Genomic DNA, 26154 nt, shown 5'->3' on the forward strand with positions numbered 1-26154 from the left:
TCGAAAAGGCTCTCGATAATTCGGGAGCCTTTTTTATTTTTAGTCCATGTATCAAAGTTTTCTGGAACACGTATTGGACCGTTTGCAAGAGAAGGAAATCAATCCTTCCCAATGTACCTTTGTACTCCCAAGTAAACGATCGGGGACTTTTTTAAAAAAGTTCATTTCCAAAAGGCTGCAGCAAAACACCTTCGCCCCGAAGATTTTTTCCATTCAGGATTTTATCGCGGGCATTTCCGGAATGGACAAGGCTCCAAACCTGGAACTACTCCTGACGCTCTTCCAAGTTTATCAAAAGTCCAATTTGGAAGAACACGATGACTTTCCCACCTTTATGAAATGGGGACAGGTCCTATTACAGGATTTTGATGAAATAGATGGGTACCTAATTCCACCCAAGGATATCCTCAACTATCTGTCCGCTATCAAGGAACTCAACCACTGGTCCCTACAAAAAGAGAAAACCGAGCTCGTTAAAAACTATCTACAACTGTGGAATAATTTGGAGTCTCTTTACAATGGCTTTACCAAAACCTTGTTGGCACAGAAACGAGGCTACCAAGGACTCATGTCCAGAATTGCCGTTGACCATCTGGAGGCCTATGGGAACCAAACCAAGGACCATCCAATCGTTTTTGTGGGCTTCAATGCTTTGAACAATGCAGAATCTACCATTGTCCAATATTTTTTGGAACAAGGAAACGGACTCATTTTTTGGGATATTGACACCCATTTCTTGAACGACCCCATCCATGACGCCGGGCTGTTCATCAGAAAATACCAACGGGAGTGGCCCTATTACAGAAATAAAGGCACCATAGAGCCCCAAGACCATTTTCTTGCTACCAAAAGAATAGAAATAACCGGGGTTCCAAAAAGTATCTCACAGACCAAATATGTGGGACAGTTGTTGCAGAATTTAAACGATAGCAAGGAAATCGATCTCGCAAAGACCGCCGTGGTACTGGCCGATGAAACCCTGCTCACACCCATGCTCAAGGCCGTGCCTGCCGCCATTGAAAGCACCAACATTACCATGGGCCTACCGTTGGACAAAACCGTGCTCCACTCCTTTTACCTGAGTTTTTTGGACCTAAGTAGCACCGCTTCGGAACGGGGATGGCTCTATAAAAATGTTTTGGAGTTCCTCTCCAATCCCTACACCTCGGTATTGTCCCAAGACCAACCATTGGATTTTGCCAAGGTAATCTCCAACGACATCAAACAGAACAATTGGCTGTACTTGGATTCAACCACCTTATCCAACTACGCCGATGCATCTGAAATCCTAAAGATTATTTTCCCCGGAACAAGCATTTCCCCATCCCAGTGGGTAGATTGCTGTATTTTGCTCACCCTCCGCTTAAAAGCGCTGTTCCAAAAAGAGGAAAATGCATTGGAACTGGAGCAGCTATACCGCTTTTACACCCTCTTCAACCAATTAAAGCAGCACTTGGACAAATTGGGACATATTAAGGAACTTCGGTCCATCAAAAGTCTGTTCAGACAGTTGGCCAACATGGAAAACCTGGATTTTGTGGGCGAACCACTGACAGGCCTTCAGATCATGGGAATGCTGGAAAGCCGAAACCTGGATTATGAAACGGTCATCATCACCTCGGTCAATGAGGGAATCCTACCTTCCGGGAAATCCAACAACTCCTTTGTTCCCTTCGATGTAAAACGGGACTACGGCCTGCCCACCTACAAGGAAAAAGACGCCATTTACACCTACCACTTCTACCGACTCATCCAACGCGCCAAAAACGTGTTCATTATCTATAACACCGAACCCGACGTCTTGGAAGGCGGTGAAAAAAGTAGACTGGTCTCGCAATTGCTCACCGACAAGGACGTGGCCCCTTTCGTGACCCATACCATAAGCACGCCACAGACCCAGATCACGGCAGAAACCCTCTTGCAGATCACCAAGGGCGAACAACTGCACAGAGACATCGTGGCTTTTGCCGAAAACGGTTTTTCTCCCACCTCCCTGACCAATTACATTAGAAACCCCATCGACTTTTACACCCGTAATATTTTAAAGATCAACGATGTGGAGGAAGTGGAGGAGAACATTGCCGCCAACACCTTCGGGACCATTGTGCACGACAGTCTGGAGGACCTGTACCAACCTTTATTGGGGCAAGTGCTCACCAAGGAAAACGTATCCGCCGTAAAACCGCAGATTGCCCAAACGGTGCAGAAACATTTCAATAAAAACCTGTCGGGGGTCGATGTTTCCAAAGGAAAATATCTTCTGGTCTACAACGTCATTGTAAAATATCTGGAAAACTTCATCGGTTTGGAACTGCAACAGCTCCAGCGGCATGAGGTAAAACTCCTAGCCCTTGAAGAACGGTACGAGTGCCAACTGGACATTCCCGGTCTGGACTTCCCCATAAAATTGAAGGGGACCTTGGACCGCGTGGACCAAATAGACGGCATTACCCGTGTGGTGGATTACAAGACCGGAAAGGTGGAACCCAAAAACGTAAAGATCACGGATTGGGAGGAACTCATCACCAATTACGACAAGAGCAAGGCGTTCCAATTGCTGTGCTACGCCCTGCTGTACACCAAAAAGCATGGGGAACAGCCCTTGCATGCAGGCATCTATTCCTTTAAAAACCTAGGACAGGGATTTTTTCCCTTTTCCGAGGACAAAAACCCCTTGATCGATACCAAGGTGTTGGAAATATTTACCAGCTATCTGGAACAGCTCATCAAGGAAATCTGCTCCACACAGACCCCGCTGACCGAAAAGCCCGTCTAATTACTTCAGATCGGGGCGGGTGGGCCGCACCTCTATCTTGCTGGGCAATGTTCTGGGGTGCATGGTGAGTAGATCTACCACCAATTTTCCAATATCTTCCGGTTGGATCTTCCAAGCGTCCTTTTCCGAGGGTTCATGGTCGTTGAAATGACTAGCCACCGATCCCGGCATGATCGTGGTCACCTTGATGTTGTATTGCCTCAAATCCAGCATGGCGGCCTGCGTAAAGCCCACAACGCCAAACTTGGTGGCATTGTAGCCCGCCGCGGTGGCAAAAAAGTTGGTCCCGGCCAAACTGGCCAAGGTCATGTAATATCCTTCGGACTCTTTCAAGGCCTCCACGGAAGCTTTTAAGGTGTGGAACACCCCACTTAGATTGGTGTCGATCATACGGTGCCAATCCTTGTCCGAAAGTTGGTCTATTGGGGCAAAGATTCCCACCCCGGCATTGGCCATGACCACATCCAATCGTCCCCAAGCGGCCAGAATTTGATCCACGGCCTGTTTCTCGTCCTCCAACTTGGAGACATCGGAGGCCAGACCCAGCACACGTCCGCCGTCGCCAAGGTTCTTTACGGCCCAATCCACCCCTTCTTGGCTTCTTCCGCTAATGGCCACCTTCATGCCCTGTTCCAATAAACACTCGGCAATCCCGTATCCAATTCCTTTGGTGCCTCCCGTGATGTAGGCCACTTTTCCTTCTAAGTCCATATTGATTTTTTTATACCCTAAAGTTCACAAAGGAAATGGGCAAAAACAAAAAATCCATGCTAAAAGGATGGTAAAATTTGAGATGAATCTCACATCCAGCCAAAGCCATAAATCATGTGGCTGGGCACCACCACGCTTCGTAGTCAAATAATTTCTTACTTTGCGTAGGTGAACAAATCTTTAGACCATCTACCTAAAACCAAGCAAGATGAGCTGGGCCGGCTCACCACCCTGCTCTCCGCCTTTAAAGAGGTGGAAATGGTGCTGCTCTTTGGCAGCTACGCCCGCGGCAACTGGGTAGAGGACACCTATGTGGAAAAGGGCATCACCTACGAATACCGCAGCGATTATGACCTGCTGGTGGTCTTGACCCACGAAGATCTGCAACAAAAATTCCGGATAGAGGACAAGGTAAAGGCCGAGCTTACCGCCACCGGAAAGGTGCGCACCCCCGTGAACCTCATCTTCCACGGTATTAAACACCTGAACCAAGCCCTGCGACTGGGCAATTACTTTTTTAAGGACATTAAAAAAGAGGGCATTGTGCTATACGACTCGGAAAAGTGCAAACTGGCCACGCCCAAACTGCTCACCCCCCAAGAAAGCCAACAAAAGGCACAGGACTATTACGACCAATGGTTTGATAGTGCCAATGATTTCTTTGTTACTTATAAGTTTGACTTTGATAGAGAAAAATTTCATAAAGCTGCCTTTGAGCTCCACCAAGCCACGGAGCGTTACTACACCACCATATTGTTGGTGTTCACGGACTACCGCCCCAAGGACCACAATCTGGAGACCTTGGGCATTAAAGTGGAAATGTGCGACAAGCGTTTTGCGGTCTTCCCCACCCAGACCGAAGAGGAAAAACGCCTCTTTGAACTCTTGAAGCGCGCCTATATAGATGCCCGCTATAAAATGGAGGAGTACCACATCACCAAAGGTGATCTGGAGTATCTGTCGGCCCGCGTGGCTGAGCTACAACAATTGACCGAGGACATTTGCCTTGAAAAAATTAAGGGGATTGGGGAGAAATGAAAAATGTCATGAGAAAACTGCTGATTATAAACATCCTGTCCCTATTGCTTTTTTCTTGTGATTTGACATCTTCTGGAGAGTACTTTAATCGTGCGCGGGATTTTGAAATAGAAGGAAAATACGAAAAAGCCAACGCGTTATTGGATAAAGCTATTGCTAAAAACCCAAAATTTAGACCTGCTTTATTGAACAGGGCTGTTAATAAATCCATTTTAGAAGATTATGAGGGTGCAATAGAAGATTATAAAGCACTACTGGAGTTTGATCCAGACAATGCCCTTGCTCTTTTAAATTTGGGAAATAATTATAAACGAATAAAAAACTATGAAGATGCCATTTCGTCCTACAACAAAGCTTTAAGCACCGAATGGGTTATAAAGTCCGTACCAGTTGGAGAGCTGATCAACGATATTGAAACAAGTTTAAAACTTGAGCTTGATCAGCACCCTTCATTTGATAAAGATTCTGAATATGAAGTAAATGAGTTAGATGTAATTTATGAAAGAGGTATTGCTTACGTGTTAAACGAACAGTTTAGCCACGGAATCAATGACATGGAAAAACTTTTAGAGCATGAATATTATATTGCGGATTGCCATTACTGGATTGGCAATGCCCATGTTGGATTAAAGGATTCAACAAATGCATGTCAAAGTTTCATCAAATCTGCCAAATTGGGGTTAAAAATTGCTAGAGAAAAAATCAAGGAGCATTGTCTAAAAAATAAGAATTGAAAATAATCTTTAGCCGTCGCAAGATTCCATCTTGTGGCAAACAACTCCTTAAAAAAGTATCCCGGCCACAAGCTTTGCCTAAGTTTTAGGAAAAAGTTAAGCATCACCCTTTGCGATTAATGTTATTTTTAGCGAGCCCTTCCTTTGGAAGAGGTTATAAATCAATAGATTACAATTCGCATAAATCATCATCAAAAAACAAACCTCATGAAACGATCGCTTATTCTTGCCTTCTCCATTTTTTCATTGTGCACTATTTCCGTTATGGGTCAAACGCAAAAAGATACCTTGGAGATCACCCAAGTGGCGTTGGACTATATTGAGTCCCAACATAACGTAAACCCAGCCCAATTTGAACGGGCCGCCCACCCTAGAATGGTAAAAAGAACGTTCTGGACCAACAAGACAACCGGCAAGGAATACCTAAGGGAAACCTTTACCGATGCCATGATCCTACTGGCCGAAACCTACAACAAGGACGGGGACCGGTTTCCGGAGAATCCCAAAAAGGAGGTGGTTATTTTGGATATCTTTGATAAGACCGCTTCGGTAAAACTCATTGCCGATGATTGGATAGATTACATGCACATTGTAAAACTGAACGGAAAATGGCAGTTGGTGAATGTACTGTGGCAGTTCAACGATTCCAACAGCCATTAAAAGCAGACTTAAATAAAAAGCACCCCGATTGAGGTGCTTTTGTTTTCGTGGAGAATACCGGATTCGAACCGGTGACCTCTTGCCTGCCAGGCAAGCGCTCTAGCCAACTGAGCTAATCCCCCAAAGAGAGCGCAAAGGAAATACTTTTTTCCGAAACTATCAAAAATAGTGCGCCTGCTTAGTCTTTTTTAACGCTGAGCACCAATACGGGGATGGGTACAAAGAACTCGGACTTTCTAATGGTGTTCTTTTCCCACAGTTTTTTAAAGAACCCGCGTTTTCTTCGGAACACACACAGCATATCCGGATGTTCGTTCCTAAAATGCTCCGTTACCCCCAGATAGGTAGTGGCGTTTTCGGTAATGGTCAACTGCTTGCTCAGGTCCATAAGGGCGGTGTTCACCTTGAGGTCGTCCTCGGAATACCCGGGACGTTTTACCAACAACAGGCTCACCTCTGCCCTGAATTTGTTCTTTATGGTCACCAACGGGCTCAAAATGCTGCTCCGCTTCAAGATCCCCGATCCAAAGGCCGTCAAAACCTTTTTGATGGGCTTGAACTCCGTGCCCTTGGGCACGATCAAGGTGGGGATATCGGTCTGTTTAATGATCCTCCCCGATGTGTTCCCCAGGTAAAGCTCCTCCATAATGTCGTTGCTCCGTGGTGCTATAATGATCAGGTCTATGCCCAACTCCTTGTTTATGCTGTTCAGGCCATCCACAATATCACCATTGTAGGTGGCCATCTTGATTTCCACACCTTTGGTGTCCACTTGGTCGATCACCTCCTTTAAATGTTCCTTGCCACTTTTTGAAACCTTCTCTTCCACATTGGCCAAGCTCCCGATCCCAGTGGCCACGTGAAACACATCCATGACAAAGATCTTGGCACCAAAGTTCGATGCAAAGTCTACGGCATACTGCAAGGTTTGTGAAGAATCCGGTGATGTTCCAATGGGTACAAGAATGTTGTTCATTTATTTGGCTGTTATGATTTAACCCTAAATTTACAATTAAATTGAAATGAATCCATGATACGGCACGCAAAGATATCTGAAATTGACCATATCCTGACCATTACCAAGGCCTGTGCCCTAAAAATGCAGTCCAACGGTATTTTTCAATGGAACGAGCACTATCCCAACAAGGCCGCATTTGTCAATGACCTTGACCGAGACGAACTCTACGTGAAGGAGCTCGAAGGCTCCGTTGTGGGGGCCATTGTGGTTTCCACCTTCATGGATGAGGAGTATGTGCCCATTGAATGGCTCACCTCCAATGGAAACAGTACCTACATCCACCGACTTTGTGTGGACCCGGCCTGTCAGGGCAAGGGTTTTGCCCAAGAACTCATGGATTTTGCGGAGGAACATACCAAAGCACAGGGGTTTGCATCGGTGCGGTTGGATACGTTCTCGCAAAACAAACGGAACCAGCATTTTTATGAGCAACGGGGATACCAAAAGCTGGGCGATATCTTCTTTCCCAAACAAAGTGGGCATCCTTTTCATTGTTATGAATTAGTGCTGTAACTTGCAGCGTCTTGAGCACGCAGATCAATTTTAAAAGCATCAACCAACTGGCGGTTCCCGCCACCATTTCGGGCATTGCGGAACCCATTCTTTCCATAACGGACACGGCCATTGTGGGCAATATTCCCGTGGACGGGTTGGAGTCGCTGGCTGCGGCCGGGATTGTGGGGTCATTTTTGTCCATGCTCATCTGGGTGCTGGGCCAAACCCGAAGCTCCATTTCCGCGATCATCTCCCAATATCTGGGCGCCGGTAAATTGGAAGAAGTGAAACATCTGCCCGCACAGGCCATCTTTTTCAATATTTTATTGAGTATCGTGGTGCTGTTGTCCACCGTCTTTATCATTGAGGATATTTTTAGCCTTTTCAATGCCACCGGAAAAATTTTGCAGTATTGTATTTCTTACTATTCCATTAGGGTCTGGGGCTTTCCGCTTACGCTGTTCACCTTTGCCATTTTTGGCATTTTTAGGGGGTTGCAGAACACTTTTTACCCCATGGTGATTGCCTTGATCGGTGCCGTACTCAACATTGGTCTCGATTTTTTGTTGGTCTATGGAGTGGACGGCTACATCCCCGCCCTCTATCTGGATGGGGCCGCTTGGGCCAGTTTGATATCACAGGCCATCATGGCCCTGATCGCGTTTGTCCTCTTGTTGAAAAAGACCCATATCAGTCTAAGGTTGGTGCTCCCATTGAACAAGGAACTCACCCGATTGGTCTTCATGAGCCTCAACCTTTTTGTGCGGGCCTTGGCCCTGAACGCAGCATTGATCATCGCGGTTAGGGAAGCCACTGCCCTTGGCGATAGGTATATTGGGGCACACACCATTGCCATAAACCTGTGGCTCTTCGCCGCCTTTTTTATTGATGGATATGGCGCTGCCGGAAACAGCATGGGTGGAAAATTGCTGGGCGCCAAAAACTATGATGGTTTATGGGAACTTGCCAAGAAAATCATTTTCTATGGGCTCACGGTAAGCGTGGTCCTTATGCTGATAGGTTTTCTGTTCTACAGGCCCATTGGGCACCTTTTTTCCAACGAGACCGTGGTCCTGGAAACCTTTTATGGTATTTTTTACATCGTTATTCTAGGCTTGCCCATGAATACCTTGGCCTTTGTTTTTGATGGGCTTTTTAAAGGTCTGGGTGAAATGAAATATTTGCGGAATGTGCTGCTCTCGGCCACCTTTTTGGGCTTTATCCCGGCGCTATATCTTGGAAAATACCTCGGATGGGGATTCCATGCCATTTGGATCGCCTTTGTGGTATGGATGATGATCAGAGGATTTGCCTTGGTTTGGAAATTCAGGCAAAAGTTCAGGCCCTTGGTGCAAAACGTTTAATTTAGTGATTGAAAAAGTTCAAGTTCAAGTTCAAACACAAATAACTGATAACTGATAACTGATAACTGATAATTGATAATTGATAATTGATAATTGATAATTGAAGATAATGCCTACAGACAGACCCAACGGAAGTTTATATACCAAGATTGACAACGGTGTTGCAACGGTCGAATTTGGCCATCATGCCAGCAACTCCTTTGTTTCTGAACTTTTGGAGCGATTGTCCAAGGAGTTTGGCAAGCTTTCCGGGAATGATTCGGTTTCGTTGATTGTCCTTAAATCGGAAGGGGAGCGTGCTTTCTGTGCCGGTGCTTCCTTTGACGAACTGGTGGCCATTTCCAATTTGGAAGAAGGGAAGGCTTTTTTCAGTGGCTTTGCCAACGTGATCAATGCCATGCGCAAATGCCCCAAGCCCATCATCGGGAGGGTACAAGGAAAAACGGTTGGCGGAGGCGTAGGCTTGGCCGCCGCGTGTGACTATGTGTATGCCACGGTGGATGCTGCCATTAAATTGTCCGAGATTTCCATCGGTATCGGGCCCTTTGTGATTGCCCCGGCCGTGGAACGAAAAATGGGAAAGGCGGCCTTGGCCGAACTCAGTTTTAACCCTACCGAATGGAAAAATGCCTATTGGGCCAAGGAAAAAGGACTCTTTGCCAAGGTGTTCGACTCCATTTCGGAAATGGATAAAGAGTTGGATTTCCATATCCAGAAATTGGCGACCTATAATCCCAGTGCTTTGGCCGAAATGAAACGCATCCTTTGGGAAGGAACCGAACATTGGGGCGACTTATTGGCGGAACGCGCCGAAATTTCAGGAAAATTGGCCCTTTCCCCCGATACCAAAACAGCTTTGGAAAAATTCAAAAAATAAATATATCATGAGAAGTGTATTCCCCATATTGGTTCTGTTCGTCGTAGTGGTCTACGTGGTCAACAGATTCCGAAACAATAGGAAGTTCAAAAGATAGATGAAGAACATCAGTCTACCCAAAAGCAAGAAGGTCTATTTTGCCAGCGACAACCATCTTGGGGCACCTACCCGAAAGGACAGCCTGCCCCGGGAAAAAAAGTTCGTGGCTTGGCTGGATTCCATCAAGCATGACGCCCATACCATTTTTTTGATGGGTGATCTTTTTGATTTTTGGTTTGAGTACCGAACAGTTGTGCCCAAAGGGTTTACCCGAACGCTTGGGAAGCTCGCCGAACTCTCGGACATGGGCATTCAGATTACCTATTTTGTGGGCAACCATGATTTATGGATGAACGGTTATTTTGAAGAAGAACTCAACATTCCCGTCTATCACAAACCCCAACAATACCTCATCAACGACACTTCGTTCTTTATTGGCCATGGTGATGGCCTGGGCCCTCATGACAAGGGCTTCAAACGGATGAAGAAAGTGTTTACAAATCCCGTTGCCAAATGGTTCTTCAAATGGCTGCACCCTGATCTGGGTGTTCGTTTGGGGCAGCACCTTTCCGTGAACAACAAGGTGATTTCAGGTGATGCCGATGCCACTTTTTTGGGTGAGGACAAGGAGTGGCTCATTCTCTATGCCAAACGGAAATTGGAACAGCAACACTATGACCATTTCATTTTTGGACATAGGCACCTTCCCATGGAAATCAAACTCAACGAAAAATCGACCTATACCAATCTAGGGGATTGGATTTCGTATTTTACCTATGCCGTTTTTGATGGTGAAAGACTAACTCTGGAAAAGCTGGAAGGCTAGTCCTTTTCGTGTTCGTCTATGTCTTTTTGAAGGTCCAGTCTCCTAAATGTAGGGGAAACCAAGGCAGTGGTTCCTGCTGTCAATAAGGTCATACAACCTCCAAAGACCACAGCGGTCACGGTACCTAAAAGTTTGGCGGCCAAACCGCTTTCAAAAGCGCCCAGTTCATTGGACGATCCTACAAAAATGGAATTCACCGAAGCCACCCTGCCTCGCATATTGTCCGGAGTCTTCAATTGTAGGATGGTCTGGCGTATAATCATGGAAACCCCGTCCACTGCACCACTCAAAAACAGCGCCACCACGGACAGCCAAAAGAATTCCGAGACTCCAAACACGATGATACAGACCCCAAAAGCAAAAACGGCCCACAAGAGTTTCTTCCCTGCCTGTCTATGCAATGGAAAACGTGTGGACCCCAACATGGTCAAGGATGCACCTACTGCCGGAGCGGCCCGCAAAATACCAAAGCCCTCGGAACCCACATGCAAGATATCCTGGGCATAGATGGGCAATAGGGCAACAGCCCCACCAAACAATACTGCAATCATATCCAAGGTCAAGGCCCCAAAAATGGCCTTATTCCCAAAGACAAATTTGAGTCCGTCCTTTAAGCTCTGCATCACGGGTTCCCCAATTTTTGGGTTGAGGATGGGTTTCTTGGGAATTTGAAACAAGAACAGAAGTGCTATCAGGGAAAACATAAAAATCACACACATGGACCAATGTACCCCAATCCAACTGATGGAAAATCCCGCCAAAGCAGGCCCCAAAACAGAGGCCAACTGCCAAGTGGAACTACTCCAGGTAGCGGCATTGGGATAGATTTTCTTGGGAACTATCAGGGCAATCAATGAAAAAATGGTAGGTCCCAAAAACGATCGTACCAATCCGCCCATGAACACCAACGCGTAAATCGAGTACAGAATCTGCTTGGACGACCAAGAATCCTCAAGGCCGGGCCAACTCAATAGAAACAGGCCCAAACTGATTACGGAAAATCCCATGATACAGGTCACCAAAAGGTTTCGTTTTTCCCGCTGATCTACCACATGCCCCGCAAACAGAGCCATCCCAACGGCGGGTATCACTTCCATCAACCCAATGATTCCCAAGGAAAGTGGGTCTTTGGTCAAGGAATACACTTGCCATTCAATAACGATGAACTGCATGGACCAAGCAAAGACCATGGCAAATCTGACCAGTAAAAATATGTTGAACTCCTTATAACGAAGCGCAGCGTAGGGATCCATAAATGTCTAGCGAATGTCTCTTAATTTCAATTGAAGGCTTACTGTTCCGTTCCATTCATTTTCATCCAACGAAAATACAGCATCAAAAGGTTTTTTATCCTTGATTTGGTTCAATTTATTTCCAAGGTTGAAGCCTATGGCTCCAATGGGAGGTGAGTCGTTTTGGGTCAAAGAAGCTTTCAAATGTTTTTCGCCTTCACCCACGCCTCTGGCATACCCGGTATCCTGTATACCTTCGGCCATAAAAATGGGGGTCATGTTCCCTGGGCCAAAAGGGGCAAATTGTTTAAGGATGCGCATCAGTTTTGGGGAGATATCACCGAGTTGCATCATAGCATCAATGCTCAGTTCCGGGTTGAGCATGGCAGGATCTATGCTCTCCGCCACCACTTTTTCGAAACGCTCTTTAAAGGTTGGGTACTGTTCTTCCAAAAGGGTCAGGCCTGCAGCGTATTTATGCCCGCCAAACTGCTCCAAACAGTCTGCACAGCCTTCCAAAGCATTATAAATATCGAACCCTTTCACGGATCGGGCCGACGCTGCCAATTTCTCCCCACTTTTGGTGAAGACCAAGGTCGGGCGGTAATAGGTTTCGGTAAGTCTGGAAGCCACAATGCCTATGACACCCTTATGCCAATTTTCATTATATACCACCGAGGTGAATCGATTCTCTTCCGCGTTTTCTTGAATCTGCAGCAAAGCTTCCTCAGTAATCTCTTGGTCCAAACTCCTTCGCTCAGTATTAAAGGATTCTATCTCTCCGGCAAATTTTTGGGCTGTATTGAAATCCGTCTCGGTCAATAGTTCCACGGCGTGCTGCCCATGTTTCATCCTTCCAGCAGCATTGATCCGTGGTGCAATGATGAACACCACATCCGTAATGGTCAAGGTGGTTTTGCGGACCTGGTCAATGATGGCCTTGATGCCCATTCGTGGGTTGGAGTTAATTACTTGAAGCCCGAAATGGGCCAATACCCTATTCTCCCCCGTAATCTGGACAATGTCCGCTGCTATGGCCGTTGCTGCCAAATCCAGATACGGCAAAAGATCTTCCACTGTTTTCCCTTGCCGGGAACCCAAAGCCTGAATCAACTTAAAGCCCACTCCGCATCCACAGAGCTCTTTGTAAGGATAGTTGCAATCGTCCTGTTTTGGATCTAGAATGGCTATGGCATCGGGGAGTGAATTTCCGGGTCTGTGGTGATCACAGATGATAAAATCGATGCCCTTTTCCTTGGCATACTGCACCTGTTCAATGGCTTTTACCCCGCAATCCAAGGCAATTATGAGTGAAATGTCATTGTCCTCAGCAAAATCGATTCCCTGCAAGGACACGCCATACCCCTCCAAATACCGATCAGGGATATAGGTGGCCACATTGGGGTAACTTTCCAATAGGAAGGAGCTCATCAGGGCCACGGCGGTTGTTCCGTCCACATCATAATCGCCATACACCAAAATATTCTCTTGGTTGGCCATGGCCAACTCAATACGGGCCACCGCCTTATCCATATCTTTCATCAAAAAGGGGTCGTGCAAATGGGACAATTTCGGACGGAAGAAATGCTTGGCCTCATCGTAATTGGTAATTCCCCTTTGAATCAGTAAATGGGAAACTAGAAGGTCAACATTCAGCTCATGGGAGAGCTGTTGAACGGCTTCTTCGGTAGGTTTTGGTTTTATGGTCCAACGCATGATAATTAAAGTTCAAGATTCAGAATCAAGCTCAAGATAAATTTGGGGTTATTTTTTCTTTTTAATGATTGTAGCGGTAACCTTAATCAATTGTTCAACTTCATCCAATAAGCTTATGCGCATTTCCATATTGCCATAGCCTATTTTGTTCAAAATCTTGAGATTTACTCTTGATTCTTTCAGTTCCCTTAATGATATGGTGGCCCTGTACACATAATCTCTATCGGTATTTGTCCCTTGGGCCTCGCCAAAATTCAATGCTGCACCACCAGCAGAGCGAAGCAACTGATTACCATAATATTGACCGGTGAAATCGTTGGATAAATCTTGGCAAAAGGAAGCAATATTAGCTGCCAAATCAACAAACCTTTCCTCTAGATCAAACTTTTTTTGGGTCATAAATCATTTTTATTTGATTTTGAGGTTGACCTGATAAATATAAGTGATTTACCTGAATCTGAGTTTTGTACTTGGACTTTACAGTTGTACTGCTCTTTTCTTGAGTTTACGCTTGAACTTGAGTTTTGTACTTGACTGCTACTTTTTATGGAAAACCGTCTTGATCTCCAATTGGGCAAACCGTCTGAACATTTCCATGACCCCGCAGTACTTTTCCACGGAAAGGTCCACCGCTCTTTGGAGTTTGTCCTCTTTTAGGTTGGAACCGTAAAAGTGGTATTCAATGACTACGGAATCATAATATTTGGGATGCTCATCCGTAAGGTTGGCGATGGTCTCAATGGTAAAATCGTCCACCTCGAGTTTCATTTTTTTGATCAACGAGGCCACATCCAATCCTGAGCAACCGGCCAATCCAGACAACATAAGTGCCTTGGGACGCAATCCTGAGCCTTCCCCACCATCGTCCGGCCCTGCATCTATTCTTAAATTGTGCCCTGAAGGGTTGTTGCTCTCAAAGGCCATTCCGCCCAACCATTTGGTAGTGATGTGATTTGTCATGGAGTCAAAAAATTTTGTTTCTTGTAGAATTCAAAAATACAATTTAAAATCGCATCCATGGCCTTAGTGAACCCTCTTGATCCCAATCATGATCTTGAAACCAAACAGCTTGCTGAATTCTTTAACGAGACGCTGGGGTTTTGTCCCAATTCGGTATTGACCATGCAGCATCGGCCTGCCATTTCCAAGGCGTTTATCAACCTCAACAAAGCAGTGATGGCGAATGAGGGAAGGGTAACCTCGGCACTGAAACGTATGATTGCCTGGGTGAGCAGCAATGCCACCGGGTGTAGATATTGCCAGGCCCACGCCATACGGGCGGCGGAACGTTACGGGGCCGAACAGGAACAGTTGGACCATATCTGGGAGTACCGCACCCACCCTGCCTTTTCTGAAGCGGAACGGGCCGCTTTGGATTTTTCGTTGGCCGCTTCGCAGGTACCCAACGCTGTTAATGCCGAAATCAAGGGACGCTTGTACCAACATTGGAACGAAGGGGAAATTGTGGAGATGTTGGGGGTGATTTCCTTATTTGGTTACCTCAACCGATGGAACGATTCCATGGGCACTTCCATTGAGGATGGAGCTGTGGAAAGTGCCGACCAATATTTGGGCAAACATGGTTGGGAAAAGGGCAAACATGATGGGTCTAGGTATTAAAGGATAGACTTTAGAAGTTAGACCGCTTCGCTTTAAGATTGTATTATTTAACCCGTTTTTATGGTTCATTGCGGATTTCCATAGATTTCTTGACCTGCATCAATATTTATGTTTCCATGATGTTCAACCTTTGTAGAAATCAAAAAACGAACTATTATGGCCCAATTGCTCCTTACCCCTGAAAACCACATCCAGCGATTAAACGCCATTCTCAATAAGGTTGACCAACTTCAAAATCTGGGGTTGCCTTCGTTGACAACTCCTCCGAATAGTAAATCATGGAACATTTTGGAAGTCTTGGTGCATCTCAATATAGCGTATGGCCATTATCAACAAAAATTCAATCAACACATTCCCAAATTACCAGACACTCAATCTGAAAGTGAAGGTTTTAGAATTAGAAGATGGCAAAAATTGGTGGTTGATAGCCAAAGGCCAAAAGAAGGTGTTCGCAAATGGAAAATGAAGACCTTAAAAAAGTTTGAACCTCTTTTGGACCACAACCAATTAAATCCAGAAAAAACGGAAGAAATCTTCAAAACTTTTATGGAGTTACACAACCATCTCAAAGAAGCCGTCTTGATCTGCAGGAAAAAAGAGGTGTCCCAGCTAAAAATTCCTTCAGCCATTGGCTCTGTAGTCCGTTTTTATCTTCCGGAAGCCTTTGAGTTTCTAATTTGTCACCTAGAACGGCATATGGTACAGATTGATGAGATCCTTCAACAACAAGAATCCTTGGTTTCTACCTAACCACCTTCGCTCTAGCTGCAACATAATCCCTATTTTTAGGGCAATCAAGTCATTCCTGTTATGGACGATGAAGCATCCCGTATCCTAAAAGGATTCTTTCCAAATATCGATCTTACCAAAGAAGAGGGGCTGTATTTTAAGTCGCTATGGTCCATTAAAACATTTGATCAATATGATCTGATCACCGAAGCGGGCAACATTGAGCGCTGTTTTTATATTGTGCTTGATGGTGTTCAGGCCATTTACCTTTTAAATGAGAAAGGAGAAAAAGTAGTGCTGGGGTTTTCCTATTCGGGGAGTCCGTCCGGTGCGTTTGATTCCTTTATCCAGCAAACTCCCTCAAAAACATTTTTGGAAGCCTTGAAACCTTCAAGGTTATTGGCCATATCAAAGAGCGACTATGATTCCATGTTCAAAAAACACCCTCGTTTTTATACTTGGGGGCATCATTTTTTTCAGGATATCTTGTTTGGTCGCCTCTCCCGTGAGGTGGAACTATTGACCCTCACTGCCGAACAGCGGTATGTTGCCTTTATGCAGCGCTGCCCAGATGAGTTAAAAGTAATCCCCCAGAAATATTTGGCCTCCTACCTCAACATGAAACCTGAAACTTTCAGCCGATTACGGGCCTCTGTTTCTTATTGATTTTTTAGGATGCTGGAAACTGCTTTTTGAAGTTGAGGGATTACTTCCTCTTCAAACCAAGGATTTTTACTCAACCAAAAACGGTTTCTGGGCGATGGATGTGGCAACACAAAAAAATCCGGCCCATAGTCTTGATGGTTTTTTACAGTTTCGGTCAAAGTTTTCTTTCTGGTATCCCCCAAGTAATGGTTTTGCGCATATTGCCCAATAAGGATGGTCAGTTTTAGCTGCGGCATTTGATTTAACAATGGTTGATGCCACAGCGGGGCACATTCCACTCTCGGGGGTAAATCGCCCGATTTCCCTTTTCCGGGATAGCAGAAACCCATGGGGATTAGAGCGAACAATTTTTCATCATAGAACTGCTCATCTGTCACATTCAACCATTTTCGGAGCTGCTTACCGCTTGGGTCGTCCCAAGGTACTCCCGTTTGGTGTACTTTGGTTCCCGGCGCCTGCCCAATGAGCACGATCCTGGATTCTGGATGGGCAGAAACTATGGGTCGGGGACCCAAAGGCAAATGCGCTTTGCAAACGGAACAATTCCGAATTTCAGAAAGAAGTTGGTCCATACTTCCTGCTTTTGTCGATAAATACTGTTCTTACTAACACTTTTTCCTATAAAATGGGACTTCTACCCCATGACCTGTTGTAGTAGATAAATAGTGATCATTCCCCAAAATGTACCCGTGGCCATACTCAAAATGGCCAAGATAATGGCGTGGGGCATCCACTGTTTTTTATAGGCAGCGGTTACTGCTGGGGCCGTGGCAATACCCCCAACATTCGCCATGCTGGCAATGGGCACCCAAGCCATGTTCACGTTGAGGAGTTTGGCAATGAGCACCATGAACAGAAAATGTCCCAAAAGCCAAACCAAAAGGAACCAGAAAAAGTATAGGTCAAACCCAAATAGGTCAAAACGCAGCTTTAGCCCCAATATGGACATGACGGTAAGGATAAGGACCCCTCCCAATTTGAGGGAGAACCTAAAATTCCATCCACGGATAAAATTGCCCAGAGCCAATCCCACCAACGAAAGTGTGACCACTTTTCCCACAAAGGACTCCATTACGACATTCAAAAGAAAAACGACCGACACCAAGACGAGAAGTGTACTCCAAATGGGCCATCGCTTTGAATCTTCTTCCCGAATGCCTTCGGGAAGCATGGCATCCTTAATTCCCAAGAACGAATTCAGTCCATTGCTTTTTTTGATGGTTTGGAACATCAAGATGGTCCAAATGTTGACCAAAATATTGTCCATCACCAAAACGGAGAGAAAAACACCCTCAGGACACTCTACCAATTCCTTAAGTACCAACTGACTGGTACTTCCTCCAATCCAGCTTCCCACAATGGGAGGCACCCCTTTCCAAAAACCCTTGTTGGAAAAGGTCTCGGTCACCAAATCCGTATGGGAAAAAACCGCTACGAAAACCACTGGAAATAGCGCAATAAAAAAGGACCCTGAAACAAAAAGAAGAATGGGTTTAACCCCAATGGCCCTCAACTGCCCTAATGAAAGGCTAGCCATTACCGCAACTATGGTCAATGGGATGAAAAAAGTTTTGCTCAGGTCATGAATGCCGTCCTGGGAAAAGTCCCATCCGAAAGCATAGCATATCAGGGCTGGGATAATGTAGGACAAAAGAATGGCGGGAACCCAATCAAAAATTGACTTAACTGTTCTGTGTTCCCAGCGATCCAAAAAATAGACCGATGTTACCGTAAAAAGAGTTATGCCCCAAGGAAGCCAACTCATGGCCGAGATTCTAAAACGCCCAGATGGATAATCCGTCCACCGGAAATATTCACTGGATTGGTGCTCCTCCCAATGACAATCCCGGATTCTGGGGCAAAATATTCCTCAACCACTTCCCCAAATGGATTGCGAAGCGTTGCCAAAAGTTCTCTTTTTTTAACCACTTGGTTCAACGACACATGTACCTCCAAATACCCCCCTTTTTTGGTGAAGAGCCAATATGATCTTGAACAAACATTTTTGGCGGGTGGAATCTTGGTTTCGCCTTTGACAAAATCCAACCACTTTAGAAGATTCTGGATTCCTACGACTCCACGATCTATCATTTCTTTCTGAAAAACCTGTGGATTTCCGTATTCCAACGTAATGCTCTTTACTCCTTTCTTCATGGCAAAAGCCCGTAGGGTAAGCCCACTTGCCTCCCCAAAACTGGCCTCGCCCTTGTTGGAAACAATAATATCAGGCTCCAAAATGCGAAGCATGGTCGATAGGGTATCGTCTTGCATGTCACCACGTCCGTAAAGCGTATTTTCCCGACCAAAACTGGCCGTGTGCAAATCAATATGATAATCGAAAAGCGGAATGATTTTTTTTCCTATCTGAAAGGCCATTTGCTGGGAACGATTGCCGTTCTCCTTCCCGGGAAAAAGACGGTTCAGATCTTGTTGGTCCACGAATTCACGCCGCTGGTTGGCAATGGCCAAGGGATTCAACCCCGGAACAGCAATGATGGTTCCTTTCATTTGGGTAATATCAAGGGACTCGAAAACTTTCTGGATAATTGCAATGCCATTGAGTTCGTTTCCATGGATGGCCGCCGTTAGTCCAAGTACTTTGCCTTCATTGCTTCCTTTGGCAATCAGAACAGGAACTTGTATGGGGTTGGCGAAGCCGTCATCCCCAAGGGAAAGCCATACTTTATGAATCTTTCCCTCCTCAAAACTTGATAGGACCAGACTATCCAGTGTGGGAATCGATACCGCTTGACTCCACCCACATATTGAGGTCATCATCAAGAAACCCAATAAAATACTGATTTTCATGGCTTTGGAATTTGAGAAATAAATATAGTCTTTATTTCTTCCCGCCCACCACGATAACAAATTCTCCCTTGGGAGGTTTCTCCGTAAAATGTGAGAGTACCTCTGCTAAGGTTCCCCGGACCGTTTCCTCATACAGTTTGGTGAGTTCCCTTGATACTGAAACGGGCCTGTCCGCCCCAAAATATTCCACAAATTGGGCCAAGGTCTTTATCAATTTATGGGGAGATTCATAAAACACCATGGTACGGTGTTCTTCGGCCAGCTGTTGCATCCGGGTTTGACGGCCTTTTTTTATGGGTAGAAAGCCCTCAAATACAAAGCGGTCATTGGGAAGACCACTGTTCACCAAGGCTGGCACAAAGGCCGTTGCCCCGGGGAGGCATTCCACTTCAATGTCGTTTTCCACGCAAGCACGGGTGAGCAAAAAACCCGGGTCCGAAATAGCTGGGGTCCCTGCATCCGAAATCAGCGCCAACGTGGCCCCGCCCTTTAACTTTTGCACCAATGCATCAACTTGTTTGTGCTCGTTGTGCATGTGATGGCTCTGCAGGGGAGTGGCTATTTCAAAATGTTTGAGCAGTTTTCCGCTGGTACGGGTATCCTCCGCCAAAACCAAATCCACTTCCTTCAAGACCTTGATGGCCCGAAGGGTCATATCTTCAAGATTTCCAATTGGGGTCGGAACCAAATACAGTTTTCCCATGTCCCAAAGTTACGGTCTTGTTTGGAAAAGTAATTGAAAAGATGTTTGTTAAGCAAATCTGCGTTCAATGAGGGCCATCAAACGGGTTTCGTATTCTTCCTTGCCTTCCCAGTTATTGTATTCGGGTTTTACCATATTGTTGATGAAGGCAACGGAGCGTTCCTCGGTATCAATGGTATTCAATTGGGACAATACTCGGGTATAATCCTCCATACTGTTGTTGAACAAGTGCTTCACGAAGGCCAATCTATCATTGAGTCCTACCTGCATATCCTTTCCCAAGGTGTCGTTCAAGGATTTGGGCTTATTGCTCTGTTCTGCCTTTATCTGCCTTTCAACAGAAGTCACATCTTCTTTATCGTTTTTTACAAATTCGGGTTTGGCCACGAATTCGGCAAACACCTGTTCCAAGGCCATTTCAGATGGCATTTCAGAGACCATCCCTTTGATGGTTTCCATACCTGGTGTCATGATATCTTCCTCGTGGGGGTTGCTTTCCGGTACGGCAATATTTCCGCTGAGTACGGCATTGGCCACTTTCTCAAAACGTGAAGCAACCACATTCTTGGAGACATCAACCTCCACATCACTCAATTTCTCATCGATGAATTTGAGTACGGCCAGTCTTTCATAGATACTTCTTGCCTTCTCATACAAAACCACCAAATCCTGATCTTCCCTTGTGGTAATGATCTCGGTGGACAATTTTATCAGTTCTTCCCTTAGTTTCTGTATCATAGCCAACTTCTTTAGTATAAAAATATAATCATTTTATATTTACCGCTGCGAACAAAAGGTTAAATTTTAACCTAAGGTCAGGGGTACATTTTTTTACTAGCTTTGTGCTTCGTCCCAATACAACGAAAAAAACATACAGTTTCGTTCAAAAATACGCTATGTTTCTTGAAAACACGGTAAACCCCAAAGAACAGTTCGGATGGATAGAGGTCATCTGCGGTTCCATGTTTTCTGGAAAGACCGAGGAACTCATCCGCCGATTGAAGCGGGCACAGTTTGCCAAACAAAAAGTAGAGATTTTTAAACCCATGGTGGATACCCGCTACCATGAGGATATGGTGGTATCCCATGATGCCAACGAAATCCGTTCCACTCCTGTTCCAGCTGCGGCCAATATCCGCATTCTTGCAGATGGTTGTGATGTTGTAGGAATTGATGAAGCCCAATTCTTCGATGATGAGATCGTGACCGTATGCAACGATTTGGCCAACCGGGGGGTACGTGTGGTGGTGGCCGGGTTGGATATGGACTTCAAGGGTAATCCTTTTGGCCCGATGCCTGCCTTGATGGCCACTGCCGAGTATGTGACCAAAGTACATGCCGTTTGTACACGCACAGGAAATTTGGCCAATTATAGTTTTCGGAAATCCAGCAATGATAAATTGGTGCTTTTGGGCGAGACCGAAGAATACGAGCCACTTAGCCGAGCCGCTTTTTACAAGGCCATGCTCAAGGAAAAAATAAGCCAAATGGACGTGGATGCGGAGGAGGTGGATGCTAAAAAGAAAAATGGCAATGAATAAGGTCGGGGAAACCACTTTGGAAATAAACCTGACCGCCCTAGCGCACAACTACAGGTTCCTCCGTTCAAAAATAGCACCGGACACCAAATTTCTGGCCGTGGTCAAGGCTTTTGCCTATGGCAGTGACATGATTGCCATTGCACAAAAAATGGAGGCCTTGGGTGCAGATTACTTTGCCGTGGCCTATGCCCGTGAAGGCATCTTACTAAGAGAAGCCGGGATTACCAAGCCTATTTTGGTCCTTCACCCACTTCCCGTAAATTTTGAGGAGATCATTGAACTTCGCTTGGAACCCAATATCTACTCCCCAAAAATCCTCAAAGCGTTTATAGGGACGGCCAAAACAATGGAACAGGTGCAATATCCCATCCACCTTAAATTCAATACAGGACTCAACCGTTTGGGCTTTGGAGAAAATGATGTTGATTTTATTTCGGAACAGGTCAAGGATGCACCCGAGGTAAAGGTAACCTCCCTGTTTTCGCATTTGGCTGCATCGGAAGATCCAAACGAAAAGGATTTTAGCGAAAATCAAATCAACACCTTCAAAAAAATTGCTGAAGCACTCGGTCAAAAATTGGGCTATAGGCCCATGAGACACATGCTTAACACTTCGGGCATCCTAAATTATCCCGAGGCCCAATTTGAAATGGTTCGGAGTGGAATCGGTCTGTACGGCTATGGAAACCATAAGGACGTTGATGCCCAATTAAGACCGGTGGCCACCTTAAAGACCATCATTTCACAAATACATCAATTGGAACCTAATGAAACGGTAGGGTACAATCGGGCATTCAAATCCGATGGCCCACGAAAAACCGCTACCCTTCCCTTGGGCCATGCAGATGGTATTGGTCGCCCCTATGGCAATGGAAAGGCCCATGTACTCATCCATGGGAAAAAAGCCCCGATCATTGGCAATGTGTGTATGGACATGATCATGGTGGATGTTACCGATATCGATTGCAAGGAAGGCGATGAAGTCTTGGTCTTTGGACCCCAAAAATCGGCTGAGGAATTCGCTTCCGGGGTAAAGACCATCTCCTACGAAATCTTAACGGCCCTATCCCAACGGATAAAACGCGTAATCGTGGAAGACTGATTTTTCCCAAATGTTTGTGGAATCAATGCCTTTTTTTGATTATTTTGTTTCTTGATTAACCAATACTTAACTATAACATGGGATTTTTAAAAGAGTTTAAGGACTTCGCCATGAAAGGAAACCTAGTGGATATTGCCGTAGGTTTCGTAATGGGCGCAGCGTTCAACAAAGTGGTATCCTCCTTCACCGGAGGCATTGTTTCACCCTTGGTCGGTCTATTGTTCAATTCGGACTTCAACGATTTGAAATACGTAATTACGGAAGGAACCGTCAACGATGCTGGGGAAACCGTAGGGGAAATTGCGGTCCTATATGGAGCGTTCCTCACCAACGTGATCGATTTCACCATTGTGGCCTTTGTCATGTTCATGATCGTTAAAGGCGTAAACAGGATGAAAAAGAAAGAAGAGCCCGCACCAGAGGCTCCAAAAGGCCCCACTCAGGAAGAGTTGCTGGCCGAAATCCGGGATTTGTTGAAGAAATAATTGAATCTCCGTAATCAATCGTAAGGCAATGTCACTTCGAGCGCAGTCGAGAAGTTAACGGGTACAGTGTCTTAAGATAAGGTCTCGACTGCGCTCGACCTGACAATTTTTTTAGTTGTATCATTGATTACGGACAATCAGAAAACAAACATCGTTGGTGCTGAATTTTCGGCATCCCCGCTACATCACAATTAACCCTTTAAAAACCATCAATTTGCCCCGCAAGCAGGTTGATGGTCGTTTTATTTGTAACTTTTTGTTATTTTTTGATTATTCTTCTATTGGATGCTTGTTTAAATCGCTATCTGGCGTACCTTTGCGGTTCAAATTTAAGTAAGCATGAAAGTAGCAGTTGTAGGTGCCACAGGAATGGTTGGCGAAGTGATGTTGCAAGTTTTGGCGGAACGCGATTTCCCCATTTCAGAATTGTTATTGGTGGCCTCGGAGCGCTCCGTGGGCAAAACGTTGGAGTATAAGGGGGAGAAGCATACCGTTATTGGGCTTGCCGATGCCGTTGCCGCCCAACCCGATATTGCCATTTTCTCCGCAGGTGGGGACACTTCTTTGGAGTGGGCTCCCAAATTTGCCGAAGTTGGTACCACCGTCATCGATAATTCTTCCGCTTGGCGAATGGACCCCACTAAAAAATTGGTGGTCCCTGAAATCAATGCAAGTGAATTGACCGCCGAGGACAAAATCATAGCTAACCCTAACTGTTCCACCATTCAATTGGTGATGGTGTTGGACCCGCTACATAAAAAATATGGGATGAAACGTGTGGTGGTCTCTACCTACCAATCCGTTTCCGGGACCGGGTTAAAAGCCGTTCAGCAAATGGAGAACGAAGCTGCCGGCATAGAGGGGGACATGGCATATCCCTACCCCATCAACCGAAATGCATTGCCCCATTGCGATGTGTTCTTGGAAAACGGCTACACCAAGGAAGAAATGAAATTGGCCCGTGAGCCCCAAAAAATATTGGACGACCGTACCTTTTCGGTTACAGCTACCGCAGTGCGTATCCCAACCGCTGGTGGGCATTCAGAATCGGTGAACATTGAGTTCCTAAACGATTTTGAGCTTGCCGAAGTGCGACAATTATTGAGCGAGACTCCCGGTGTTGTGGTACAGGACAACACGGACACCAACACCTACCCCATGCCTATGTTTGCCCATGGCAAGGATGATGTGTTCGTGGGACGTATCCGTAGGGACGAGACCCAACCCAACACCTTGAACATGTGGATCGTGGCGGACAACCTTCGTAAAGGAGCGGCTACCAATGCCGTTCAGATTGCCGAGTATTTGGTGGAGAACAATTTGGTTTCGAACACTTCAGAAGCTGTTTCTTAAGTTTTTAGGAAAATTCAATCATATAAAAAGGGCCCAATTGGGCCCTTTTCTAATTCCACAGTATTTAGTAACACGGACCATCACAAGGAGTGGCATTATTATAATTTTTTTGATCTATCAAATACAAAAATCTGCCACTACTTATTTTTTGATAGTCTTGCTGATTTAACAATGAAAACCCATTTGGCTCAAACATGTTGTGCCCTTGTATTCTTTTTCCATCAAAAACTATTAAAATGGAGTCAGCGCTAAATACATCAAAAGGAGTAGTACTCGATCCCAAGGCTTCCCCAGACTTTTTATAGGTATTTCCTAGACCCTCAAGGGTTACGACACTCGTTTGTGCACTAGGAAGACCATTCCTATAAAAACGCAGTACGATTGGAATATTGAGACCATTTTCAATTTGATACTCTGAAATCGTGGATTGTTCTGGAGTGCATCCAAAAAAGATCATAACAACCATTGCTCCGATAATTAAGTGTCTCATTTTTATAAATCATCAATAACAAGGTCCTTCACAAGGGGTCGCGTTGTTGTAGTTTTTCTGATCAATAGTGTAGGTATGGGTGTCTCCTTTTTTCTCATAGGAACTAAAATCAAATAAGCTATTACCGACAGGCTCGTTATAGAATAGTTTATGCGTTTCAATACGTTCATTATCAAAAATCACCTCTATGGAATCTGCTTCAAAAATTCCATTGATTTGCACTCCCATATTTGTATCTCCATCACTAAAAACCTCCCCCTTCCCCAATCTAGAGATTGATTTTCTGCCACTTGGAAGACCATTTTTGAAAAACTTTAATTCTATATGGTTATCCAGGCCATTATTTATGATCAGGTTAACGGTTTCCTCCATTTCCCTGTGCCAACAGGACATCACAAGAAATGGGACAATAAAATAGATCAATATATATATAAACTTCATTATTTTGGATTTACCAATTATTAAACAATTCTCGAATTTTATAAGACTGTCCAGAGATTGCAACATTTTTTTCCCGACATTCCTCCCATCTAGTTGTTCCAATTAAAGACTTTTCCATATTTGGCCATGTCACTCCTGAAACCCTGTCTATGGGTACTTCAATACCATATTTATCCCTCTGATTAAGAGGGTCGAACATATCATAAAACGTTGTTGTGTAAAATTTGAAAATACTCCCCCCATTATCAATTTTTCTATTTTGAAGGTTTGTATTCTGATAATCATAGCTATTAGGCCCCAATCTTCTATACCGCATATTGGTAAGGTAAATTTCCACGCCTGTGGCCCAACTTTCCATTAGCCTGCGCGCACTTGCCCCGGCCGGGCCAGGATTGTTACTTCCACCATTATAAATATACCCCTGTTCCACCAAATCATCCCAAGAAATGGGATCAATACGCCAATGGGCGGCATGGGCAAGTTCATGTATGGTAGTGCCATAAATTTCCTCTGAAGGCTCGCCATATCTCTTGATCTTAATATGGGGGATTATTCCAAAAGTACCATGACCCACTTGCATTTTTGTGGAAGAAGGGCCTTGACTGGTCTCCACTGCGGCTATCTTAATTTGGGTCTTCCAAAACCCATTGGTCGGCGGGCGGGTCAAACCACCTATATCATGATAATAAAAGTGCATGGCGGCTTGGAAGATCTGCCCCCTGTACTTCAT

Annotated in this window: 29 protein-coding genes and 1 tRNA gene; 15 read left to right on the forward strand and 15 right to left on the reverse strand. The window is 45.2% G+C overall.

All coding sequences use genetic code 11. The features are described from left to right. The first annotated feature begins 46 nt into the window (after nucleotides 1-46). On the forward strand, nucleotides 47-2776 hold the full coding sequence (locus tag F8C76_RS11815) for a PD-(D/E)XK nuclease family protein (protein ID WP_152131893.1): 2730 nt from the start codon (nucleotides 47-49) through the stop codon (nucleotides 2774-2776). On the opposite strand, the gene F8C76_RS11820 is transcribed toward F8C76_RS11815, so the two are convergent. Further along, nucleotides 2777-3487: an SDR family oxidoreductase gene (locus tag F8C76_RS11820; RefSeq protein WP_152131894.1), complete on the reverse strand. Its 711-nt coding sequence runs from the start codon at nucleotides 3485-3487 to the stop codon at nucleotides 2777-2779. 168 nt (nucleotides 3488-3655) lie between these two features. Between F8C76_RS11820 and F8C76_RS11825 the strand changes: the two genes are divergently transcribed. From F8C76_RS11825 to F8C76_RS11835, 3 genes are all read left to right on the forward strand, one after another. Next, nucleotides 3656-4525, forward strand: a complete 870-nt coding sequence (locus F8C76_RS11825) for a HEPN domain-containing protein (RefSeq protein ID WP_152131895.1) — start codon at nucleotides 3656-3658, stop codon at nucleotides 4523-4525. An 8-nt stretch (nucleotides 4526-4533) separates the two neighbouring features. After that, nucleotides 4534-5259 (forward strand): tetratricopeptide repeat protein, encoded by a 726-nt coding sequence (locus F8C76_RS11830; RefSeq protein WP_170284022.1) that lies wholly within the window; start codon nucleotides 4534-4536, stop codon nucleotides 5257-5259. A 207-nt stretch (nucleotides 5260-5466) separates the two neighbouring features. After that, a complete protein-coding gene (locus tag F8C76_RS11835) occupies nucleotides 5467-5919 on the forward strand; it encodes a nuclear transport factor 2 family protein (RefSeq protein WP_152131897.1) in 453 nt (150 codons plus the stop codon). Nucleotides 5920-5967: 48 nt separating this feature from the next. Here the strand turns inward: F8C76_RS11835 and F8C76_RS11840 are convergent. After that, nucleotides 5968-6041, reverse strand: a tRNA-Ala gene (locus tag F8C76_RS11840). A 56-nt stretch (nucleotides 6042-6097) separates the two neighbouring features. Then, entirely contained in the window at nucleotides 6098-6895 is a 798-nt protein-coding gene (locus tag F8C76_RS11845; RefSeq protein ID WP_116216554.1) for a universal stress protein, read from the reverse strand. A 54-nt stretch (nucleotides 6896-6949) separates the two neighbouring features. Here F8C76_RS11845 and F8C76_RS11850 point away from each other — a divergent pair, with 54 nt between their 5' ends. From F8C76_RS11850 to F8C76_RS11865, 4 genes are all read left to right on the forward strand, one after another. Further along, nucleotides 6950-7450 carry a GNAT family N-acetyltransferase gene (locus F8C76_RS11850; protein WP_152131898.1) on the forward strand — a complete coding sequence of 167 codons (501 nt, stop codon included), beginning with the start codon at nucleotides 6950-6952 and terminating at the stop codon, nucleotides 7448-7450. 11 nt (nucleotides 7451-7461) lie between these two features. Next, a complete protein-coding gene (locus tag F8C76_RS11855; protein ID WP_152131899.1) occupies nucleotides 7462-8796 on the forward strand; it encodes an MATE family efflux transporter in 1335 nt (444 codons plus the stop codon). A 109-nt stretch (nucleotides 8797-8905) separates the two neighbouring features. Then, nucleotides 8906-9673: an enoyl-CoA hydratase/isomerase family protein gene (locus tag F8C76_RS11860; RefSeq protein WP_152131900.1), complete on the forward strand. Its 768-nt coding sequence runs from the start codon at nucleotides 8906-8908 to the stop codon at nucleotides 9671-9673. Between the two features lie 97 nt (nucleotides 9674-9770). Beyond that, nucleotides 9771-10538, forward strand: coding sequence for a UDP-2,3-diacylglucosamine diphosphatase (locus F8C76_RS11865; protein ID WP_152131901.1), 768 nt, complete (start codon nucleotides 9771-9773; stop codon nucleotides 10536-10538). On the opposite strand, the gene F8C76_RS11870 is transcribed toward F8C76_RS11865, so the two are convergent. The 4 genes from F8C76_RS11870 to F8C76_RS11885 all read right to left on the reverse strand — a co-directional run bounded on the left by F8C76_RS11870 (nucleotide 10535) and on the right by F8C76_RS11885 (nucleotide 14446). Then, nucleotides 10535-11791, reverse strand: a complete 1257-nt coding sequence (locus F8C76_RS11870; protein ID WP_152131902.1) for an MFS transporter — start codon at nucleotides 11789-11791, stop codon at nucleotides 10535-10537. The two genes, F8C76_RS11865 and F8C76_RS11870, sit on opposite strands and share 4 nt — an antisense overlap. 6 nt (nucleotides 11792-11797) lie before the next feature. Next, a complete protein-coding gene (gene recJ, locus F8C76_RS11875; RefSeq protein ID WP_152131903.1) occupies nucleotides 11798-13486 on the reverse strand; it encodes a single-stranded-DNA-specific exonuclease RecJ in 1689 nt (562 codons plus the stop codon). 48 nt (nucleotides 13487-13534) lie between these two features. Beyond that, nucleotides 13535-13885, reverse strand: coding sequence for a four helix bundle protein (locus F8C76_RS11880; RefSeq protein ID WP_152131904.1), 351 nt, complete (start codon nucleotides 13883-13885; stop codon nucleotides 13535-13537). Between the two features lie 138 nt (nucleotides 13886-14023). Then, a complete protein-coding gene (locus F8C76_RS11885) occupies nucleotides 14024-14446 on the reverse strand; it encodes an OsmC family protein (RefSeq protein ID WP_152131905.1) in 423 nt (140 codons plus the stop codon). Between the two features lie 57 nt (nucleotides 14447-14503). Here F8C76_RS11885 and F8C76_RS11890 point away from each other — a divergent pair, with 57 nt between their 5' ends. The 3 genes from F8C76_RS11890 to F8C76_RS11900 all read left to right on the forward strand — a co-directional run bounded on the left by F8C76_RS11890 (nucleotide 14504) and on the right by F8C76_RS11900 (nucleotide 16501). Further along, entirely contained in the window at nucleotides 14504-15106 is a 603-nt protein-coding gene (locus F8C76_RS11890) for a carboxymuconolactone decarboxylase family protein (protein WP_152131906.1), read from the forward strand. A gap of 156 nt (nucleotides 15107-15262) precedes the next feature. After that, nucleotides 15263-15856, forward strand: coding sequence for a hypothetical protein (locus tag F8C76_RS11895; RefSeq protein WP_152131907.1), 594 nt, complete (start codon nucleotides 15263-15265; stop codon nucleotides 15854-15856). Nucleotides 15857-15916: 60 nt separating this feature from the next. Continuing rightward, nucleotides 15917-16501 carry a Crp/Fnr family transcriptional regulator gene (locus tag F8C76_RS11900; RefSeq protein WP_152131908.1) on the forward strand — a complete coding sequence of 195 codons (585 nt, stop codon included), beginning with the start codon at nucleotides 15917-15919 and terminating at the stop codon, nucleotides 16499-16501. Here F8C76_RS11900 and F8C76_RS11905 read toward each other — a convergent pair. The 5 genes from F8C76_RS11905 to F8C76_RS11925 all read right to left on the reverse strand — a co-directional run bounded on the left by F8C76_RS11905 (nucleotide 16495) and on the right by F8C76_RS11925 (nucleotide 20750). Beyond that, entirely contained in the window at nucleotides 16495-17073 is a 579-nt protein-coding gene (locus F8C76_RS11905) for a uracil-DNA glycosylase family protein (protein ID WP_152131909.1), read from the reverse strand. The genes F8C76_RS11900 and F8C76_RS11905 overlap by 7 nt on opposite strands. Nucleotides 17074-17135: 62 nt before the next feature. Next, nucleotides 17136-18266, reverse strand: a complete 1131-nt coding sequence (locus F8C76_RS11910) for a DUF819 family protein (protein WP_152131910.1) — start codon at nucleotides 18264-18266, stop codon at nucleotides 17136-17138. Then, a complete protein-coding gene (locus F8C76_RS11915) occupies nucleotides 18263-19309 on the reverse strand; it encodes a succinylglutamate desuccinylase/aspartoacylase family protein (RefSeq protein WP_152131911.1) in 1047 nt (348 codons plus the stop codon). The genes F8C76_RS11910 and F8C76_RS11915 overlap by 4 nt, the downstream gene beginning before the upstream one ends. 31 nt (nucleotides 19310-19340) lie before the next feature. Then, nucleotides 19341-20012, reverse strand: coding sequence for a 16S rRNA (cytidine(1402)-2'-O)-methyltransferase (gene rsmI / locus F8C76_RS11920; protein WP_152131912.1), 672 nt, complete (start codon nucleotides 20010-20012; stop codon nucleotides 19341-19343). A 48-nt stretch (nucleotides 20013-20060) separates the two neighbouring features. Next, nucleotides 20061-20750, reverse strand: a complete 690-nt coding sequence (locus tag F8C76_RS11925; protein ID WP_152131913.1) for a DUF8457 domain-containing protein — start codon at nucleotides 20748-20750, stop codon at nucleotides 20061-20063. 158 nt (nucleotides 20751-20908) lie between these two features. Between F8C76_RS11925 and F8C76_RS11930 the strand changes: the two genes are divergently transcribed. The 4 genes from F8C76_RS11930 to F8C76_RS11945 all read left to right on the forward strand — a co-directional run bounded on the left by F8C76_RS11930 (nucleotide 20909) and on the right by F8C76_RS11945 (nucleotide 24493). After that, nucleotides 20909-21553: a thymidine kinase gene (locus tag F8C76_RS11930; RefSeq protein WP_116216568.1), complete on the forward strand. Its 645-nt coding sequence runs from the start codon at nucleotides 20909-20911 to the stop codon at nucleotides 21551-21553. Beyond that, nucleotides 21546-22655 (forward strand): alanine racemase, encoded by a 1110-nt coding sequence (gene alr / locus F8C76_RS11935; RefSeq protein WP_152132875.1) that lies wholly within the window; start codon nucleotides 21546-21548, stop codon nucleotides 22653-22655. The genes F8C76_RS11930 and alr overlap by 8 nt, the downstream gene beginning before the upstream one ends. Before the next feature lie 77 nt (nucleotides 22656-22732). Continuing rightward, entirely contained in the window at nucleotides 22733-23140 is a 408-nt protein-coding gene (gene mscL / locus F8C76_RS11940; RefSeq protein WP_129653805.1) for a large-conductance mechanosensitive channel protein MscL, read from the forward strand. Nucleotides 23141-23479: 339 nt separating this feature from the next. Continuing rightward, the gene (locus F8C76_RS11945; RefSeq protein ID WP_152131914.1) at nucleotides 23480-24493 is read left to right on the forward strand and encodes an aspartate-semialdehyde dehydrogenase; all 1014 of its coding nucleotides are present in this window, start codon (nucleotides 23480-23482) and stop codon (nucleotides 24491-24493) included. A gap of 64 nt (nucleotides 24494-24557) precedes the next feature. Here F8C76_RS11945 and F8C76_RS11950 read toward each other — a convergent pair whose 3' ends face one another. The 3 genes from F8C76_RS11950 to F8C76_RS11960 are packed head-to-tail and all read right to left on the reverse strand — an operon-like array spanning nucleotide 24558 to nucleotide 26154. Beyond that, nucleotides 24558-24983 (reverse strand): hypothetical protein, encoded by a 426-nt coding sequence (locus F8C76_RS11950; protein ID WP_152131915.1) that lies wholly within the window; start codon nucleotides 24981-24983, stop codon nucleotides 24558-24560. A gap of 12 nt (nucleotides 24984-24995) precedes the next feature. Further along, a complete protein-coding gene (locus F8C76_RS11955; protein WP_116216572.1) occupies nucleotides 24996-25424 on the reverse strand; it encodes a hypothetical protein in 429 nt (142 codons plus the stop codon). Nucleotides 25425-25434: 10 nt separating this feature from the next. After that, entirely contained in the window at nucleotides 25435-26154 is a 720-nt protein-coding gene (locus F8C76_RS11960) for a hypothetical protein (RefSeq protein ID WP_152131916.1), read from the reverse strand.

It is taken from the genome of Flagellimonas olearia (assembly GCF_009184425.1).
Classification (GTDB): domain Bacteria; phylum Bacteroidota; class Bacteroidia; order Flavobacteriales; family Flavobacteriaceae; genus Flagellimonas; species Flagellimonas olearia.

What these genes read in the sequence shown, in the direction of transcription:
- F8C76_RS11815 (WP_152131893.1), top strand. Translation starts at nt 47, where the DNA reads ATGTATCAAAGTTTTCTGGAACACGTATTGGACCGTTTGCAAGAGAAG.
- F8C76_RS11820 (WP_152131894.1), bottom strand. Translation starts at nt 3,487, where the DNA reads ATGGACTTAGAAGGAAAAGTGGCCTACATCACGGGAGGCACCAAAGGA.
- F8C76_RS11830 (WP_170284022.1), top strand. Translation starts at nt 4,534, where the DNA reads ATGAGAAAACTGCTGATTATAAACATCCTGTCCCTATTGCTTTTTTCT.
- F8C76_RS11835 (WP_152131897.1), top strand. Translation starts at nt 5,467, where the DNA reads ATGAAACGATCGCTTATTCTTGCCTTCTCCATTTTTTCATTGTGCACT.
- F8C76_RS11845 (WP_116216554.1), bottom strand. Translation starts at nt 6,895, where the DNA reads ATGAACAACATTCTTGTACCCATTGGAACATCACCGGATTCTTCACAA.
- F8C76_RS11850 (WP_152131898.1), top strand. Translation starts at nt 6,950, where the DNA reads ATGATACGGCACGCAAAGATATCTGAAATTGACCATATCCTGACCATT.
- F8C76_RS11860 (WP_152131900.1), top strand. Translation starts at nt 8,906, where the DNA reads ATGCCTACAGACAGACCCAACGGAAGTTTATATACCAAGATTGACAAC.
- F8C76_RS11865 (WP_152131901.1), top strand. Translation starts at nt 9,771, where the DNA reads ATGAAGAACATCAGTCTACCCAAAAGCAAGAAGGTCTATTTTGCCAGC.
- F8C76_RS11870 (WP_152131902.1), bottom strand. Translation starts at nt 11,791, where the DNA reads ATGGATCCCTACGCTGCGCTTCGTTATAAGGAGTTCAACATATTTTTA.
- recJ (WP_152131903.1), bottom strand. Translation starts at nt 13,486, where the DNA reads ATGCGTTGGACCATAAAACCAAAACCTACCGAAGAAGCCGTTCAACAG.
- F8C76_RS11880 (WP_152131904.1), bottom strand. Translation starts at nt 13,885, where the DNA reads ATGACCCAAAAAAAGTTTGATCTAGAGGAAAGGTTTGTTGATTTGGCA.
- F8C76_RS11885 (WP_152131905.1), bottom strand. Translation starts at nt 14,446, where the DNA reads ATGACAAATCACATCACTACCAAATGGTTGGGCGGAATGGCCTTTGAG.
- F8C76_RS11890 (WP_152131906.1), top strand. Translation starts at nt 14,504, where the DNA reads ATGGCCTTAGTGAACCCTCTTGATCCCAATCATGATCTTGAAACCAAA.
- F8C76_RS11895 (WP_152131907.1), top strand. Translation starts at nt 15,263, where the DNA reads ATGGCCCAATTGCTCCTTACCCCTGAAAACCACATCCAGCGATTAAAC.
- F8C76_RS11900 (WP_152131908.1), top strand. Translation starts at nt 15,917, where the DNA reads ATGGACGATGAAGCATCCCGTATCCTAAAAGGATTCTTTCCAAATATC.
- F8C76_RS11905 (WP_152131909.1), bottom strand. Translation starts at nt 17,073, where the DNA reads ATGGACCAACTTCTTTCTGAAATTCGGAATTGTTCCGTTTGCAAAGCG.
- F8C76_RS11910 (WP_152131910.1), bottom strand. Translation starts at nt 18,266, where the DNA reads ATGAGTTGGCTTCCTTGGGGCATAACTCTTTTTACGGTAACATCGGTC.
- F8C76_RS11915 (WP_152131911.1), bottom strand. Translation starts at nt 19,309, where the DNA reads ATGAAAATCAGTATTTTATTGGGTTTCTTGATGATGACCTCAATATGT.
- rsmI (WP_152131912.1), bottom strand. Translation starts at nt 20,012, where the DNA reads ATGGGAAAACTGTATTTGGTTCCGACCCCAATTGGAAATCTTGAAGAT.
- F8C76_RS11925 (WP_152131913.1), bottom strand. Translation starts at nt 20,750, where the DNA reads ATGATACAGAAACTAAGGGAAGAACTGATAAAATTGTCCACCGAGATC.
- F8C76_RS11930 (WP_116216568.1), top strand. Translation starts at nt 20,909, where the DNA reads ATGTTTCTTGAAAACACGGTAAACCCCAAAGAACAGTTCGGATGGATA.
- alr (WP_152132875.1), top strand. Translation starts at nt 21,546, where the DNA reads ATGAATAAGGTCGGGGAAACCACTTTGGAAATAAACCTGACCGCCCTA.
- mscL (WP_129653805.1), top strand. Translation starts at nt 22,733, where the DNA reads ATGGGATTTTTAAAAGAGTTTAAGGACTTCGCCATGAAAGGAAACCTA.
- F8C76_RS11945 (WP_152131914.1), top strand. Translation starts at nt 23,480, where the DNA reads ATGAAAGTAGCAGTTGTAGGTGCCACAGGAATGGTTGGCGAAGTGATG.
- F8C76_RS11950 (WP_152131915.1), bottom strand. Translation starts at nt 24,983, where the DNA reads ATGAGACACTTAATTATCGGAGCAATGGTTGTTATGATCTTTTTTGGA.
- F8C76_RS11955 (WP_116216572.1), bottom strand. Translation starts at nt 25,424, where the DNA reads ATGAAGTTTATATATATATTGATCTATTTTATTGTCCCATTTCTTGTG.
- F8C76_RS11960 (WP_152131916.1), bottom strand. Translation starts at nt 26,154, where the DNA reads ATGAAGTACAGGGGGCAGATCTTCCAAGCCGCCATGCACTTTTATTAT.